At 60.1% G+C, this 16,179-nt stretch carries 16 protein-coding genes; 12 read left to right on the forward strand and 4 right to left on the reverse strand.

All coding sequences use genetic code 11. The features are described from left to right. Window positions 1-466: 466 nt before the first annotated feature. The 3 genes from Q5701_RS21655 to Q5701_RS21665 all read left to right on the forward strand — a co-directional run bounded on the left by Q5701_RS21655 (window position 467) and on the right by Q5701_RS21665 (window position 3,064). A complete protein-coding gene (locus tag Q5701_RS21655) occupies window positions 467-1,528 on the forward strand; it encodes a type III polyketide synthase (protein ID WP_306752998.1) in 1,062 nt (353 codons plus the stop codon). Between the two features lie 2 nt (window positions 1,529-1,530). Continuing rightward, on the forward strand, window positions 1,531-2,034 hold the full coding sequence (locus tag Q5701_RS21660) for an isoprenylcysteine carboxyl methyltransferase family protein (RefSeq protein WP_306752999.1): 504 nt from the start codon (window positions 1,531-1,533) through the stop codon (window positions 2,032-2,034). A 151-nt stretch (window positions 2,035-2,185) separates the two neighbouring features. Then, window positions 2,186-3,064, forward strand: a complete 879-nt coding sequence (locus tag Q5701_RS21665) for a DUF2189 domain-containing protein (protein WP_306753000.1) — start codon at window positions 2,186-2,188, stop codon at window positions 3,062-3,064. Between the two features lie 977 nt (window positions 3,065-4,041). Here Q5701_RS21665 and Q5701_RS21670 read toward each other — a convergent pair. Continuing rightward, window positions 4,042-4,662 (reverse strand): helix-turn-helix transcriptional regulator, encoded by a 621-nt coding sequence (locus tag Q5701_RS21670; RefSeq protein ID WP_306753001.1) that lies wholly within the window; start codon window positions 4,660-4,662, stop codon window positions 4,042-4,044. 129 nt (window positions 4,663-4,791) lie between these two features. On the opposite strand from Q5701_RS21670, the gene Q5701_RS21675 reads away from it, so the two are divergent. The 9 genes from Q5701_RS21675 to Q5701_RS23025 all read left to right on the forward strand — a co-directional run bounded on the left by Q5701_RS21675 (window position 4,792) and on the right by Q5701_RS23025 (window position 10,930). Then, window positions 4,792-5,010: a frataxin family protein gene (locus Q5701_RS21675; protein ID WP_306753002.1), complete on the forward strand. Its 219-nt coding sequence runs from the start codon at window positions 4,792-4,794 to the stop codon at window positions 5,008-5,010. A 12-nt stretch (window positions 5,011-5,022) separates the two neighbouring features. Further along, window positions 5,023-5,640 (forward strand): acyl-homoserine-lactone synthase, encoded by a 618-nt coding sequence (locus Q5701_RS21680; protein ID WP_306753003.1) that lies wholly within the window; start codon window positions 5,023-5,025, stop codon window positions 5,638-5,640. 208 nt (window positions 5,641-5,848) lie between these two features. Next, on the forward strand, window positions 5,849-6,178 hold the full coding sequence (locus Q5701_RS21685; protein ID WP_306753004.1) for a hypothetical protein: 330 nt from the start codon (window positions 5,849-5,851) through the stop codon (window positions 6,176-6,178). 52 nt (window positions 6,179-6,230) lie between these two features. After that, window positions 6,231-6,542: a hypothetical protein gene (locus Q5701_RS21690; RefSeq protein WP_306753005.1), complete on the forward strand. Its 312-nt coding sequence runs from the start codon at window positions 6,231-6,233 to the stop codon at window positions 6,540-6,542. A 416-nt stretch (window positions 6,543-6,958) separates the two neighbouring features. Beyond that, the gene (locus Q5701_RS21695; RefSeq protein ID WP_373568587.1) at window positions 6,959-7,429 is read left to right on the forward strand and encodes a lytic transglycosylase domain-containing protein; all 471 of its coding nucleotides are present in this window, start codon (window positions 6,959-6,961) and stop codon (window positions 7,427-7,429) included. A 90-nt stretch (window positions 7,430-7,519) separates the two neighbouring features. Beyond that, entirely contained in the window at window positions 7,520-7,822 is a 303-nt protein-coding gene (locus Q5701_RS21700) for a TrbC/VirB2 family protein (RefSeq protein WP_306753006.1), read from the forward strand. A 7-nt stretch (window positions 7,823-7,829) separates the two neighbouring features. Next, entirely contained in the window at window positions 7,830-8,111 is a 282-nt protein-coding gene (locus Q5701_RS21705) for a VirB3 family type IV secretion system protein (RefSeq protein WP_306753007.1), read from the forward strand. Then, a complete protein-coding gene (locus tag Q5701_RS21710; RefSeq protein ID WP_306753008.1) occupies window positions 8,101-10,242 on the forward strand; it encodes a VirB4 family type IV secretion/conjugal transfer ATPase in 2,142 nt (713 codons plus the stop codon). Before Q5701_RS21705 ends, Q5701_RS21710 begins: the two co-directional genes overlap by 11 nt. Before the next feature lie 100 nt (window positions 10,243-10,342). Beyond that, entirely contained in the window at window positions 10,343-10,930 is a 588-nt protein-coding gene (locus Q5701_RS23025; RefSeq protein ID WP_373568588.1) for a hypothetical protein, read from the forward strand. 1,630 nt (window positions 10,931-12,560) lie between these two features. Here the strand turns inward: Q5701_RS23025 and repC are convergent. The 3 genes from repC to repA form a co-directional block, all read right to left on the reverse strand. Beyond that, window positions 12,561-13,544: a plasmid replication protein RepC gene (gene repC / locus Q5701_RS21730; RefSeq protein ID WP_306753011.1), complete on the reverse strand. Its 984-nt coding sequence runs from the start codon at window positions 13,542-13,544 to the stop codon at window positions 12,561-12,563. A 313-nt stretch (window positions 13,545-13,857) separates the two neighbouring features. Further along, the gene (repB, locus tag Q5701_RS21735; RefSeq protein ID WP_306753012.1) at window positions 13,858-14,886 is read right to left on the reverse strand and encodes a plasmid partitioning protein RepB; all 1,029 of its coding nucleotides are present in this window, start codon (window positions 14,884-14,886) and stop codon (window positions 13,858-13,860) included. Further along, window positions 14,862-16,079, reverse strand: coding sequence for a plasmid partitioning protein RepA (gene repA / locus Q5701_RS21740; protein ID WP_306755468.1), 1,218 nt, complete (start codon window positions 16,077-16,079; stop codon window positions 14,862-14,864). The genes repB and repA overlap by 25 nt, the downstream gene beginning before the upstream one ends. Window positions 16,080-16,179 lie beyond the last annotated feature (100 nt).

The raw sequence follows: 16,179 nt of genomic DNA on the forward strand, positions 1-16,179 counted from the left end.
GACGCGGGCCGCCCTATGGCTCGAGGGGGTCGAGGAGATGAGCCCTCGTCCTTCCGGTCTGCACAGGAAGCCAGACACGGCGCGACGTCGCTGCGCTCCTTTATTTCCTCAGGTGCGGAAATTGGGCGGATCGCTTACCGGAATGGAGCGCCCATGGATGTCTCCGGACTCGGTTCCCGTCGAACCGGTGCTGCGTGTCTTGAGATACGGCTGGTGATGATCGGCCGTGGGCGGATCGGCGGTCGGAACTTCACGTGCCTGTAAAGGCCAGACCTGATCCCCTATCAACTCCAGATTGCGCAACTGTCCGCATCGTCTGCCCGATCAGGGTTTCGCTAATGTCCATCTCCCCAGGACGCAGCCTTTCCAGCCCCTTGCGCGTTTGGTTCCAAACAGGTCCAAGTTGGGGCCGTCTCTTGGCCCCGGCGGGTCCGCGAAGCAACCCGAAGAGCAGGAACAGCCGATCATGATCCAAGATCCCGGTTGCGACGCGCGCCCGCGGCTTTTGTCGATCGCCACGGCAGTCCCACCGCATGTGCTGGACCAGGACGACATCCTGCGCGAATCCCGCGTGCTGCTGCAATCGCGCTTTGCGCAGTTCGATCGCTTGGCCCCCGCCTTCCGCAACGCGGGCATCGCGAGGCGCCATTCGGTCGTGCCGATCGACTGGTTCCGCCAGCCCCATGGCTGGGTGGACCGGACGGCGGCCTTTGCCGAGGGGGCTGCGGCGCTGTTCCGCCAGGCGGCGGGCGCGGCCCTGGAACAGGCGGGCCTGCGCGCGGACCAGGTGGACGTGATCGTCACCGTCTGCTCGACCGGCATCGTAACCCCGACCCTCGAGGCAATGGTCGCCCGCGACATGGGCTTTCGTCCCGACGTGATGCGGGTTCCCGTCTTCGGCCTGGGCTGCGCGGGGGGCGTGTCGGGCCTGTCGGTCGCGGCCGAGCTGGCGGCGGCGCGTCCCCGCGCCGTCGTGCTGCTGGTCGCGGTCGAGACCTGCACGCTCCTGTTCCGGCTTGACCGGCTGGCCAAGGCCGACATCATCGCCACCGCCCTGTTCGGCGATGGGGCGGCCGCGGTCGTCTTGCGCTCAGGGGTGGCCTCCGATGGCGGGCGGCCCCGCATCGGACGGGGCTTGCAGCACATGTGGCCCGACACGCTGGGCATCATGGGCTGGACGGTCGAGGAAACCGGCCTCGGCGTGATCTTCGACCGCTCGATCCCCGAGTTTGCCGAGGCGGAACTGCGCGCGGCCCTGGACAACATGGCCCCTGACCTCGACGTGGACCGTTATGTCTGCCATCCGGGCGGCGCGAAGGTCATCACCGCGTTGGAGGCCACACTGGATCTGGCGCCGGGGACGCTGGACGTCGAACGCCGGGTGCTGGCCGATCACGGCAACATGTCCGCGCCGACCGTGCTGTTCGTCCTGGCCGCCGTGCTGCGCACCGACCCGCCGCCAAAGCTGATGGCGATGGCGCTTGGACCGGGCTTCACGCTCTCGGTCTTGCCGATCGCGGTGGCCTGAGCATGGACCCCCACCTGCCCGCCCTGGCCCTCATCGCCTTTCTGCTGCTGCAGCGCGGGGCGGAGCTGGTCCTTGCCCGGCGCAACACCCGCCGCCTTCTGGCGCGGGGCGCGGTCGAGCACGGCGCCGCGCATTACCCGCTGATCGTGGCGATGCACGCGGCCTGGCTTCTGGCCATCGCGGCCTTCGGCTGGTCGAACCCGGTTCACCTGGGTTGGCTTGCCGCCTTTGCGGTCCTGCAAGTCCTGCGAGCCTGGGTGCTGATGAGCCTTGGGCCTCGTTGGACCACGCGCATCATCGTCCTGGATGAGCCGCTGGTCGCGCGCGGCCCGTATCGCTGGTTCTCGCACCCCAACTACCTCGTGGTCATCGCCGAGATCGCCGTGGCGCCGATGGTCCTGGGCCTCTGGCCCGTGGCCCTGGTCTTCACGATCCTGAACGCCCTGGTCCTGCGCATTCGGATCCGCGAGGAAACCCGCGCATTGGGCTTGCATCCGGAAGGCTGACAGGTCGCGCGGCACAATGATGGCGTGCGGGAATCACCCGGATCCGCTATGCTGGCGGTTCGAGGACGGATCGGCCCAAGGACAGGGCGGATGCCGGGCTCTCCGGCGGATGCATCGGTCAGGCCGACCCCCTGCACAGGAGGATGCAGTCATGCCCGACAAGACGATTGGGAACCCGCTGAGTTGGAGCGCGCAAAGGCTGGCCGGAATGGGCCGGGGCCTGGGCCATGCCATCGACGGGATCGGCAGCCACCAGACGACCCAACCGCAGGTCAACCGGATCGGCCTTGCCGATCTTCGCGCGGCCCTTCGGGACGGCGCGCGCGACTTTGCCGCACTGCGCTCCGACGTGATCTTCCTGGTGGTCCTCTATCCGGTGATCGGCTTCATCTTGGGGATCTGGGTGCTGAACGCCGGACAGGTCCACCTGCTGTTCCCGCTGGTCGCGGGCTTTCCGCTGATCGGCCCAGTCGCGGCCGTTGGCCTTTACGAGATGAGCCGCCGCCGCGAGGCGGGCCTGCCCGCCGACTGGGGCGCGGCCCTTTCGGCGCTGAGCGGGCGGGTCCTGGGACCGGTGCTGATGCTGGGTCTTCTGCTGCTGGTGGTCTTCGTGCTGTGGCTGGGTGCGGCCCATGCCATCTGGGCCGCGACGCTGGGGCCGCAGACCTATGACAGCCTGCCGGCCCTGCTGCGCGATTGCCTGACCACCGGTCCGGGGCGACAGATGCTGGTCCTGGGGACCGCGACGGGCTTCTCGTTCGCGGCCCTGGTCCTGTGCATCGGCATGGTGTCCTTTCCGATGCTGATCGACCGGCCGGTGGGTGTCCCGCTGGCGCTTGCGACTTCATGGGCCGTGGCCAGGGCAAATCCCGACGCCACCGCCGCCTGGGGGCTTGTCGTGGCCGGTTTGCTGGTGCTGGGGATGATCCCGCTCTTTGCCGGGCTGATCGTGGTGCTGCCGATCCTGGGTCACGCGACCTGGCACCTGTACCGCCGGGCCGTGACCTTCCCCGACCCCGCTGCTCGCTAACTGACATTGGTGTGACACGGCGGCCGCGTCCGGCATTAGGACAAAGGCGACAAATCAACTTTGCCAGGTCGCAATGATTGTAAACGGGTTCTACAAGCCACCCTACTTCTATCGGGTATTATGGAATGCGGGGCACAGGCCATGAACCTCATGGGCAGCCTGATCGGGCTGAGCGAGCGCCCCCGGCATGACCAAGCGTCGGGATGATCCACCTTGCTCTTGTCGACCAGTGGCCTTGGCCCTGTAATCTGGTACCGCCGTGGTGCAAGCACTGCTCTATGTGCCTTCCGGAGAGTCTTGGGTGCAGGTCAGCGATGCGGACGCTTGGGAGTATGCCGGCTGAGTGCAACGGATTTCGCGCGGTACTCCTCTGCCCTCACCCGGCACTTCCAGTGTCTGGACACAGCCTGGCAGAACGGAAATAACCATGGCCGGAAGGCTGCCGCTGAGCATGAGGTTTTCGTTGCTGGGTAAAAGCGCTTGAGATCGAGGACAGGATCGGTGTCGCTCCTCTGAAGTGGCTGGAGTGAAGGTCATTTCTACCTGTCACAATTTCCGACTGAACGTTCCAAGGATTCTGGCGCGATACTCTGCCAGGTTGAACCCAGCACTGTAAGTTAGCCCGGATTATTCGTGAGGGGTTGGTGAGGCTGGCTTAACCAGTTGAAGAACTGTAGTTTTATGGTTCCTACGCCAAAAACCGCAGTTTATCAGGATGCCGCGCCTCACCATGGATGTCCCTTCGGCTTCGGCCGCTCCCTTGGCAGAAGCGGCGCAATGGCCTCCCACAAATCATTAGGTACAAGGGGCTTGCTCATGGTCCTTCAACGCATGAACAAGGGTTTTGTTAGACGCTCTAAGTCCCGCCAGCGTTAACCCTTCGTTAACCAACTAAAAGCATAAAAGTCAGAATGTAGCTTATGAGATATATTCAAGGGCTACTTTGCTGCGAAGTGGCGGAAATCCACCCTCTCCGGCTAGATGTAGTTTCTGGCAACGGCGATCGCGACAGCCTGGGTTCTCGACTTGGCACCGAGCTTTGAGCATGCCTTCTGGGCGCGTTGGGTGACGGTAGCCTCGGCGATGCCAAGCCTTTCGGCAACGGCGCGTTGACCCAGACCATCCCTGAGGCCTGCCAGAACATCGAGTTCTCCGGCAGTCAATGATGCTCGGTTCAGCACAAGGTCGGTCCAAGTATTAAACTTGGTCACAACCTTAATGATCTGTTCGTCTGTGAACTCTTTAGATGGATGGGCCAACGTCAGGAAAGATCGCTTGAGGTCGGTCTTTCGAGAAATCGCAACGCCGTAGTTCAGACCAAATTGCTGGGCCGCATGCATGAACGGCATGTCGAGTGCCGACTTCTTCACCGCTGACCATCGAATCCAGCCTTCTTGCTCAATTGTCCACCGGGCAATCGGGTCCGAGAAGAAGTAGTTGCGCTCCTGGTAGATATCCCGCCACGCCTCTGGATAGGCGTTGTAGAGGTGCTCTGGTCCTTGGTAGGTGAGGTTGAACCCCATAATGAACCCGCTCGGCGCCATGTCGTGCAGAGCTGCAATCTCCTTGTCAAAGCTGGGGATCAGATCATGCAGCATGCGGTTCCTCCTGGATGGCCTCAGTAGATGTGTCTTTTAAGATATACTGAAAAGGCACTTTTGCAATTTTGTGCAAGACATACCCTGTTGTGATGCGTTTAGTGAGGCGTCTATAGCTGGGGAACAACAATGATCACAGCACTCAAGAACAAGAAGCTTGCTGATGCCGAGTTCAGCAAGGACATGGTTGAAACCATCCTTCAATATTTCGAAACCTACTCTGACGATGATGGCGTTTTGACGGTGGAGGTTCGCGAACATGGGTTGTGGGTGCCAAATCCGGTCCCCGGCCTGCCGCCGCAGTTCATTGGCTTAGCCCGGATGCCGGCTGGCCTGTTGAAACAGTAGGAGCGCCTAGCTGTGTCAGAGGAACACCCCATCACCATCGAGGTCGTGGAACTTCCCTCCCAGATCACCCGGTACCATCTGGTGCGTGACTACTTACGGCTGCGCAAGGAAATCTTCATTGACCGCATGTCCTGGACGCTTGGCCAGACAGAAGGCATTGAGTTCGATCAGTATGACACGTTCGACACGACCTATGTCGTTGCTCACAGGAACGGCGAGGTAGTTGGCGGTGCACGCGTGAAGCGAACGGACAAGCGTCAGGCCTGCGGTCACAGTATGTATGAATACATGATCCGCGACGCCCATTTGGGCCTTTTGCCGGGAATGCCACAACAGCTCTGCACTGAGACGCCCCCGCTGTCGCCGGATGATTGGGAACTGACACGTCTAGTCGCCCTGCCTATCAAAGGATTGGCCGAGAAGATCCTCGAGGCGGCGAACGACTACCTATTCGAGATGGGAGCGAGAGGCTGCTTGTTCCTGGGGCCGCCTGCCTTCCTGCGGATGGCTGAGCGGCTAGGCTGGACCCCAGAGAAGTTAGGCAATGTGGTTGAGAACAAGGATGGCAAGTTCCTGGCCTTCGCCTGTCCCGTACGTGCGCCCCTAGCAATGGAGATGTCCCCCACCTGACGCGCTGTGACAATCTAGCAATCTCAGCACGCATTCGGACGACATGCCAAGGAACAGAGTTCCTTGGCATTTTTCTCATGCGCGTTTAACTTTGCGCCGCAGTTCTTAAGGCTGCTGCAGTCAATATTACAGCTTGATCGTAAGATTGCAATATCGTATCTGCCTTGCAGTATCGCTGCTAGGCTATTCTTGTGAGAGGCCAGCTGCGGTGACGGACCCGATTAACTACGAAGAAGCACCGAATGTGGTCAGCGAAGAAGGTTGCAGGAAGCTCGTCGCTTCAGGATGGCAGTTACAGGTGTTCTGCGTGGGCTCTGCCGAGAAAAAGCACGCAAATTACTTCGGCCAGTGGGGCATCCGGATCGTTTCTCCGGATGGTCACTACGAACGGACGCTTGTTACGGCGCGCAGGGATATGCAGATGCGAACCTTCAAGACGCTCAATGGCCTTGTTGGCTTTCTGTACGACCTGGGCGTCAAGGTGCCCAGCGTTCCTATGGAACAGGGCATGCGCGCAACACAGCCCCTCAGCACATAGCAGGCGTGTCGCAAGGAGTTTTGGCCTTCCTCAGATTTTAGCATCAAACCTGATGTGCCTCGCCTCCCTTATCCTGGGGGGAACGCTGCCCCTTGCCTTGAGTGCTCAACCTGCGCCGGTTCAGCAGGTGCCTGGTCAGTGTATTTATCCCCCTCGCCCTCTGCTCGATGAGGCGAGCCTGCACGCCCTCGGTCTGACGATGGGGGAAGAGCTTAGCCGCTACATGAACGATGCACAGGCATACACCCAATGCCTCGATGCCACAAAGCAGCAGCTCAACGAAGAGATCAGCCGGTATCTCGAGCACTACCAGCAGACAAATAGCGACCGGTCAAACGAAGCGTTGGTTAACAATGCAGAATAAAGGCAGCAAAAAGCTGCCCTGCCCAGTCTCGGGTCTTGGTGCACGCCATCTTTTTCCGGGGTATGTCAGGACCCTGATCTCGAGACAGGTACGCCCGGCTATCTGCGCCATGATCATAGCGTGGCCGGCAACCGAAGCGACGGCGGAAAACGGGCTTGTTCTTGTTCTGAACCACTCGTCCGGCAGCTTCGAGGCGCAGCGGTCAAACTCTTCCTTCGCGCGCCACTTCGGACCTAGGGGTGTTCCCCTCCTGTCCGAAGAACCGGACATTCCGGCCGAACAAGTGATGCACCTGACCCCCGTCAGAACGCCGCGCATCAGAGGCGCAGCGGTCAAACTCTTCCTTCGCGCGCCACTTCGGACCTAGGGGTGTTCCCCTCCTGTCCGAAGAACCGGACATTCCGGCCGAACAAGTGATGCACCTGACCCCCGTCAGAACGCCGCGCATCATTCCAAAACCGGAAGTTCTGGCCGCGATTGATGAGATCGGGATGCGCTATGCCGGTCATCCCTCCCTTCGCGCGGCGGGCCTGACCGTCACGGAATGGCTGTCTTTCTTTCGGGCGAACATCGAGATTGAAAGCGCCTATCGTCCGAGCGCCGTCAGTTCGGTGGGCGCGATTGGCCTGGGCCAGCTCATGCCCGCCACAGCGGCCAAGCTTGGCGTCAATCCCCATGACATCCACCAGAACCTCGATGGCTCGGCACGCTACATGCTGATGCTGCTTGGTCGCTTCGGATCCAAGGAACTCGCGCTTGCGGGCTACAATGCAGGCCCCGGCGCTGTCGAACAATACGGGGGCATCCCCCCGTACCCGGAAACACAAGGTCACGTCCGCAAGGTGATGTCCGTGTTTCAAAAGCTGACTTTAGCAACCGCAGAATAGGAGTCCCACATCATGACCTTTGCAATGCAGGCCGTTTGGCCGGCACGATCTTCTATTGCCTGCGCCCAAGGGGTTCATGCCGCACCGCGCGTGCTGGACACCTGGGCAAAGGTCTTGCTGGTGATGCTGATTGCTCTCGCTTTCATCCTCGCGTGGAGCGAACCGGCTGCGGCGCAGGCAATCAATCTCAATCCGATCCAGACCTTCCTGAACAGCATCGTCACGGCGCTGACAGGCACCCTGGGCAAGACCATCGCCACGCTGGCGCTCGTCTGCGTCTTTATCGGCTGGTTCATGGGCTACATCGAAATGCGCACGGCGATCTATGTGCTTGTCGCCATCGTGTTCGTCGGTTCGGCCGCCACCATCGTGAACTCCCTCTGGGGCGCATGAAGAGGTCATGACGGTGGAAAAAGATACGGTCTATCGAGGCCTTCTTCGCCCGGCCAAGCTGTTCGGCCTGCCTCTGACCTCCGCCGTCATCCTTCTTGTGACGGTGCTGCTGGGCTTCATGTGGGCGGAAAGCTTTTGGGCCTTGGCATCAATCACCGTCTTTTATCCAGCCCTCTACGGGCTGGCTAAATGGGACCCGAACTTCTTCGACGTCATCACCAGGACGCTCAGGAACTTCGGGCCTTCCAAAAACCGCAAAGTGTGGGGCGGAGACTCTTATGAGCCGTAACGACAAAAAGCCGATGGCGGCAGGCTTCAAGCGGCTGTTCAACTCCCGGCATGGCAAGGCGGTGTTCCCGCGCGCCCTGAAGGACGAGACGCAATTCGAGGCGTTCCTGCCCTTCGTGTCCTTGCAGGCCGATGACAAGACGATCCTGACGCGCGGGGCTGAACTGATCCAGTGCGTTCGCGTCGATGGCCTCAACTCGATGACAGCAAGCGACCGCGACATTGCCTTGTTGAAAGAAACCGTGGCCGAACTCCTGGCACAGCATGGCGAGCGGTATTCGGTCTATGTCCACAAGATCAGCCGCCCCTTCAAGGCGACCCTCGCCCCTGTCGAAGCTGGCGGGTTTGCCCAAGAGGTCGATGCGGCCTGGACGCAGGTTGTGGCAGACCGCACGCTGCGTGACAAGACCCTGACCATCAGCATCATCAACCGCCCCACTGGCCTCTTTGGCAGTCTCTCGGCGGGCGACAAGCTCGAGGAAATCTTCTCGCACAAGCGCAAGACCGATGTGCTGCAAGCCTTTATCGCCAACAAGGCCGAACGGCAGACTGACCTCGATGAAACGGTGGGCGTGGTTCTCGCCACCCTCGCGCACCTCAAGGCGCGCGTCCTGACCGGGGCCTCCGGCGAGCTGGTGGGCTTTCTCGAAGGCATCGGCACCGGCATCGAGCTTCCAGCCTTTCCAAGCAATGACCTGGGCGTCCTTGCCCGCAGCGTCTGCAACTATCGCGCCACCTTCCGGGGAACGCGGGTGCATGTGACTGGCGGCGTGGTCCCCAACCGCGTGGGCCATGTGTTCACGATCAAGAACTATCCGACCGGCACCTTCCCCGGCATGTTCGATGAACTGAACCTGCCTATCGACATGGTGATTACCAATTCCTTCGTGCCGATCAGCGATGACCGGGCCAGCGAATTGATCCGCCGCAATCTCGAACAGCGGCGCGGCTCGGGCGATGCGGCGGAAACCGATCAGCAGATGCTGCGCGAAGGTCGCAACAAGGTGGCCTCGGGTCTGGAAACCCTTGGCTCCCATCACATGACGGTTGCCATCTATGCCAAGAGCGAGGCGACCCTCGCGCGGGCTGCGGCTGATGTGCGCCAGATCGCGCAGGAAACCGGCACCAGGATCATCACCGAAGCCTTTGCCGGTCAGGGCCATTATTTCGCCCAATGGCCGGGCAATGCGACCTATCGGGCGCGCACCGGCCTTATCAGCAACCACGTCTTTGCAGGCATGGCGGCGCTGCACCGCACTCCGACCGGCCTGACAGGCGACGTTCTGCCCTGGGGCACGCCCCTGACGGTGTTCCCCACCCCGGAAAAGAGCGGCTATCTGTTCTCCTTCCATCCGGCAGGCGAGGCGGACAAGGAACCGCTGGCCGGTCATACCGTGATCTTCGGGCCGTCCAGCGGCGGCAAGTCGGTGCTGATCTCGTTTCTGATGACGCAGGCGCAGCGGGTGGGTGCGAGGGTTTTCGCCTTCGACTACCTGCGCGGCCTTGAGGTTCAGATCGAAGCCCTGGGCGGCAGCTACACCACGATCTCGCCGCACCGGCTCACAGGGCTGAACCCGCTTTATGCGGAAACCGACATGGCCGGTCAGGCGTGGCTCAGCGAATGGCTGACCGCACTTCTCAACCGCACCGACCGCCCCCTGTCGCCGGTCCAGACCCAGCAGCTTCATGATGCGGTCGTGCAAACCGCGACGGCCCCGGATCATCTGCGCAACTTCGACGGCTTTCCGTCGCTCTTCCGTCACCTCGATGACAATGGGGATCTGGAACAGCGGGTCAGAGAATGGGCGCCGGGGGGCCGCTACGGGTGGGTATTCGGCGGCAATGATGCCGACAACTTCGCGCTCGACCAGAATGTCATGGGCTTTGACATGACGGCGGTTCTCGACTCCGACAACGAGAAGGAGCGCACCGCGATCCTGGGCTACATCTTCCAGCGTCTTGAGCGAAAGCTGCAAGACCGCCACCCCACGATCATCGTCATTGACGAAGCCTGGAACGCGCTTGGCACGGAATACTTTGCCGACAAGCTGGAAAAGTGGCTGGTCACGGCGCGCAAGCTCAATGCCCTAGAGCCTGTTGCACTCAATCGGCCTCATAACCTGCGGCTTTGAAGTAGTTGTAGCATTCCTCGTCGGAGAACAGATCGCAGACCTGGCCGACCGCAGCCCATAGTTGATCGTAGGTTCGTGTGGAGCGATAAGTGCCCACTGTGTGTCGGTCAAGGTCGTGCGGATCAAGGTTGCCTCCCATTTGGCAGCCTTGAATCAGCCAGCGATCAGTTTGGAAATCCTCAAACGTCAACACGCCCTAGTAAAGCGGCGCAAAGCCGAAGCGCAACACGCCGGGGGCGCGCGAAAATCGCCGATCATGCTCGCCGCGATCAGCGCCTGCATCACCGCACGACCGCCGATTTTACAAACCTCCTGTCCTGTGATCTTGTCCATGCCGGAGGGTTTTGAACGGAGGCCGCGGCGGCAGGTTCTTCAGCCGGGCAATCTCATCGCGCAAGTCCTGGTTCTCGGCCTGCAGGGTAGCACGAGCCATTTCGGTCTTTTAGAGCTCGTCCCGCAGCTCGGCCACCTGCGCCTCAAGTGCTCCAAGCCGCTGCGACAGATCGACAACGAGCCGGCGCAAGGCGTCGGGCGGCAGCGTCTCAGATCCATTGTCCGAAAGCGGGCTCATGCCGTGTTGAATCAGACATCTGCCACAGGCGCAACGAGCATGCCCGGAAATCTGCCCCGCTTAGTAACTGGGGCAGATTTCAGGGCAACCGATCTACATACGACTGGCCAGTCGTAGCCCCTGCTACGTGAAACAGTTGCCAAGCAACGTGTCTGGGCCACACTGCCCGGGAATTTGCCCCACTTACCCCCCTGCCCTGCCCTCCTCACGATCAAAGATGCAGGTCCTCCGTTCAATACATCCGCTGCGTACCAATATGATGCGGTTTACCCAGGCAGCGCTGAACGCAGCGCTGCCATCCGAAGAACGTCCCGGCTGGCGCGTGTAATGTGCGATAAGGCTACAAAGGCTTGGAGCCCTGCAAACAGCAGCAGTGCGAGGAAGCGCTGCATCCTTGGCTGTCTCGACCGGGAACAGACCTACTTCGAAATGATCTTCAAACGACCGTTTCATTATATCATACGAATATGTATGCCTCTTTTGAGGCAGGGAAGAGCGACGCTGTCCCTGGAAGTTGGTCCATGGACCAACAACGCGCAGCGCACTCTCTAACGATTGCCGCTCCCTGGTGATGTGCCTGAATCCGCCCTGTCAAAATTTCACAGCACTGCACCTTAAGACAGGTCTATGAACTCAAGCAGGTACGTACTTTGAAGAGGACCTGATGTCTCGAAGGGCATGCTACAGGTCGTTGCAGCAAGTGAATGATCAAGCCAGCACGTTGGGTGGCTACTATGCGGGAGAAGTTCGCCGGCCGAACAGTGGAGTTGTTCCACGACCGACAGTGTGGCTGTGAGGAGTTCCACAGTAGAACAACCTAACTGTTCGGCCTAGTTTGTTGGTAACGCAACCATGGGACCCCTGCTTCGCGGCAGGGACTGCGAGGAACTCCGGAATCCGTATCACTCAGGGGTCCTTTTGTACAAGTCAGTGTCACGTGCATCAGGCTTTCACCAGTATGGTGAAGATCTGAATGCTACTGCTAGAAGTTGGTCCATGGACCAACAGCAGAGAAGCCAGCCTGGGCCGTCGCATTTAGTGACTGACTCGACGGGTCTCCTGCCACAGCTAAGTACATGGACACCTTCGTATCTCTGAGCACGGACGCGGGTCCAAGATGATGACGTGATGCCCGATTACTCGGTGTTCCAAAAGCACCGGAGAGAGGATCCGAAAAAGTTGGTCCGTGGACCAACTGCCTGCGCGCCATCCTTGCTTCCAGCCACCACTTGGTCCTGCAATGATCCTGGTTGCGCTAATGAGTACAAGCTGCAGCGACGTCGATCTGTTACCATTTGCCAGGGTTGTGCCGTTCCCGCGTTTAGGAGCAGGCCCGTAGGTTTGCCGGGCCGTTCATCCCGACGTGTAGCTGTTGCTAGCGCGGTCCGACGCGCTCTAGGTCCCCTCCTCGTCATCGCACCCGATGCGCGGATGATCGGATGTGTTCGTCTGGGGTTTCAACATTCCCACTGTTCACTGCATCACACACACTGGTCTTGGTTCGCCAGCAGTTCTGCACGTACCCCAATGGGTGCCCGCGTTATCATACCGATGAATTCGCCGCCGCTGCGCTCGTATAAGGGTAGAGGTCCAGGACATGCTCGAGCCACTGGTAATGTTTGATGCCAGATGCCGGTCATATTATACCGCGCTCATACACGCGGAGCGACGAGAACGCCAGATTATGGTCCTGCCGACGTTCCAGGTAATTGGCGTTGGGCCGCGAGCCAAGTGTTGATCACTGGTTTCATGTGAGAAGTGTGGCTGGCTCAAATCCAGATGCCCGTCTGCCAAGGAAGAGGCTGTGGAAGTAAGCTGGCAGGTTCCTGATGCTGCTCCTCCTTCCGAAGAGGCCTAAGACGGCCACAGCGACCTTAGTTCGTCCGGCTTTGGCTATGGCGGTGCTCAGGAGTTCACTGCTGATCCCACACCAGGTTGCTAGGGTGAGCGCATGCTCTTCGACTTCCCACATGCTCGATGGTCGTCGGACCGCAAAGGAAAGCGCTTCGGGGCATCCAGCCTGTATCTTCTCCAGCAGCTCCGCCTCCGTAAGCGTCGCGGATGCGAGGTTGTTGGCAGCTTCAGAATCTCTTTGTTTATATTCTGTATTGATCTTGTGGCGGACAGGATGACCGTCAATGGCGGCCGGAATCTGCTCCGATGCATCGGGTCGGACATCTTCAGCACAGGCGCGCTCCTTATCCAGAACAGCCTGCAGCATGTCACAGATTGAACTTAGGGCATCCGAGGACAGGCGCCGCCTCCGTGCGGGGCGATACTCGTCGACGAGGTCAACATGACCAGCCTGCTCTGCATGGTAGAGGAGGGACGACAGTCGCTTGCGCATGAACTTCACCAGCTCGGACTCGCGGTTGACCTCGGCCGCAGCCTGACCCAGTTCCTCGGATCGCTGCATAAGGGGTGAGAGATCTAGGCCGAAGGCTTCCACCGGTCCATCCGGATGCTGGATTGCGTATCGCTTGCCGTTTGGACTGTCCCGTCTCGTGATCAGCCCCACCTCGACCAGATGGGCAAGGTGCCTCCGGAGGTTCCGCTCAGACTGGTTTTCGGCGCGTTTGCAGATGGTGGTATTGGCAGCATACACGATCGTCTCGCCGCCGTCTCGAAGGAAGCTGATCAGGGCACGGAGCGTTGAGATGGCGCCATTGCCGAGGCCATAGCGCTTTTTGGCGTCCGAGACACAGCGGTGCGCCATCCACAGCCGGCTCATGTCCGCCGGCAGGGTGAGCGCAGTTGGCCCCCGGCCCAACGTCCGGGAAACTTGCAATTCTTGCTTCATGTCCAATTCACGCGAAGGCCGGAAGCCACACGAGGTCATCCCGTTGCCTCGTCACAGACTGGCAACAAGCAACAGAGTATTGGTCAGCCGAGTGGGCCGCTGTTGACGCGATGTTTGGGAGCTGTTAGATAAGTGGTGCAACACACTAATCAGGGCTCTCCGGGGATGACTTCGGGGGGCTCTTTTTTATCCGTTCTTCAGATGTGCTCCTTGCTCTTGATGTTAACGGGATGAGGGTAGGAGGTCAGTCCCCCTTGCCCTCGCGCATCCAGCGCTCGTGGAGGTCGGATACGACTTTGTCGATATTCCGTTCCAACCAGCTGCCGAATTCGGGATTGGCCTTGGTCCTGAAGCTTAAGGACAGTGCTCGGCTACCAGCCTTGAACTCCAGGGCAGGGCCGGGCCCTCTTTCGCCCACCATCCTCCGAGTTGGTCCATGGACCAATTGCTGCAGCGCAGCATTTCTACTCTGCGAGGGAGCAGAAAGTTCTTTTCGCAGTGCATCATGAATGAAGCGGAAGCGCTCGGAACTGGAATTCTCCTTGCCACCGTCCTCCAGGGCACGTCGAGCTGTGGTAACCGCGTCAATTTTCCCAGAGGCTACAAGGTCCCCAAATTCCCGCCAGGGCCGGCGACCTATGTCATGGGCCGGACCGATGAGCTCAATGAGTTCCTCGGGGATGTCTTCGATAAGCTTGACCATCTTCGAGACCGCGAAGCGATCGACGTTGAGTGCTTCCATGATGACGTCGTTCGAGAACTTCTTCTGTCGCAACTCGGCGGCAAACAAAGCCTTCTCAATATGGGAAGGGTCGAGGCGCAGGTTGTTCTCGTGTCCCTGCGCAACAACTGCCTCTTCGTCGCCCATCTTGCGGACAATGGCTTTGACGGTCATGCCCCCTCCAATAAGGCGGATGGCAGCAAGACGGCGGCGCCCGTAGACGATCTCGTAACGATCAATCTGGCCGGGGAGGGGCCTCACTAGCACCGGAACATGTTGCCCGTGTTCCACGATCGATTTGGCCAGTTCCTTGATTCCGTCAGCCTTGATGTCGATGCGGTCGCGCGTGCCAGACTGGATAATGGCAGACGGGTCGAGATCGCGGATCGAGTTTGCCTGAAGGCTCATCAAGCCGTCGGAGAGCCGGGTTGTTGAGAGCATCCGGTTGGGAGCGGGGCTCTCGTTTGGCGCGGGCCGCTCCTCCGCGACTTCCTCTTCATCGACCAGGCCCCGAGCGCCGGCCTCGATCATTCCGAAGAGTTTACGTGCCATTCTCGTCCCCATCCTTCCTGGATGACCGCCTCGATTTCGGCGGCGGCCGCGTTCATGCTGTTCAGGGCCCGGTCAAGGGTTCCTTTTACGAGCTGCTTTGGATCCACTTCGTAAATCGTCTGCTGGGTCATGCCCGCATCACTGATCGCCGTGGACTTGAGCATCGGGTTGATGAGCACCTGCTTGCCTAAGATGTGGCGCAGAAAGCTTGCCATCTGGGTCTGAGGGCCATCAGACGGCTCGTATCGGGTAATTAGGAACTTGACGAAGTCCCACTGCTGTTCCTGGCGCGTCGCCTTGCCAATCACGTCCATCGTCTCGGAAGCGAGCTTCAGGAACTGACTCATTGACGCCACATCGAGCATGCCAGGGACGACTGTCACGATGAGACCCGTAGAGGCCGTAAGGGATGTCAGGGTCGTGAAGCCCAGTTGCGGCGGGCAATCGATGAGAACGAGGTCATAGTCGTCCTTGACGCCCTGGAGCGCTTCCGCGAGCCGAACGGCGAAGATTGAGTCACTGCCCTTACCGCTGGCAGCACGGCTCAGGGCGTTGGCCGTTTCCGTCTCGTATTCCGACAGCATGAGGCTGGCGGGGCACATGTCGAGGTTCTTGAAGTAGGTCTTGCGGATGACATCCTTCAAAGGCGCGCGCCGCAATCCCCCTGGCTCTTCGTAACGCAATGCGTCGTAGATCGTGAGGGCGCCCTCGTCCTCGAAGTCCAGTTCCGGACGATAGCCGAAGAATGTCGAAAGCGATCCCTGGGGATCCATGTCGAGCGCCAGGACCCGGTAGCCGCGCAGGGCGTATCGCTGGGCGAGATGGATCGTCGTCGTGGTCTTCGAACTGCCGCCCTTAAAGTTGACGATGCTGACGATCTGCATCTCGTCCCCTTCCTTGCGGCCGGGGCGATAAAGGTCCGGGTTCTTTCCCGTCCGGAACATGATGTCCCGGATCTGGTCGATATCCTCCGCCGAGTAGGTACGGTGGCCTCGCTTGTCGAGTTCCACTTCCGGAAAGGATCCATCCTTGTGACGAACCCGGAAGTTCGACGGGCTGATGCCCGTGAGTTCGGCCACCTCGCTCACGTTGAAGCGCCTCAGGGACTTCCGCTCTGTCGGCTGATAGGCCTTGCGCATCTCTTCGTCGAGAGACCTTGCGAGGGCGTCCGCATACCTGCTTATACTGCCGATACCGACAGGGGTGCGTTTCGCCTTAACAGGTGCCTGTTTATTCACTGTGGCCTCTCTTGCAGTCTCTGAGGGCTATTAACGGTCAATGTCTCAGTTACAC

The sequence above is a fragment of the Paracoccus actinidiae genome (assembly GCF_030863885.1).
Lineage (GTDB): Bacteria > Pseudomonadota > Alphaproteobacteria > Rhodobacterales > Rhodobacteraceae > Paracoccus > Paracoccus everestensis.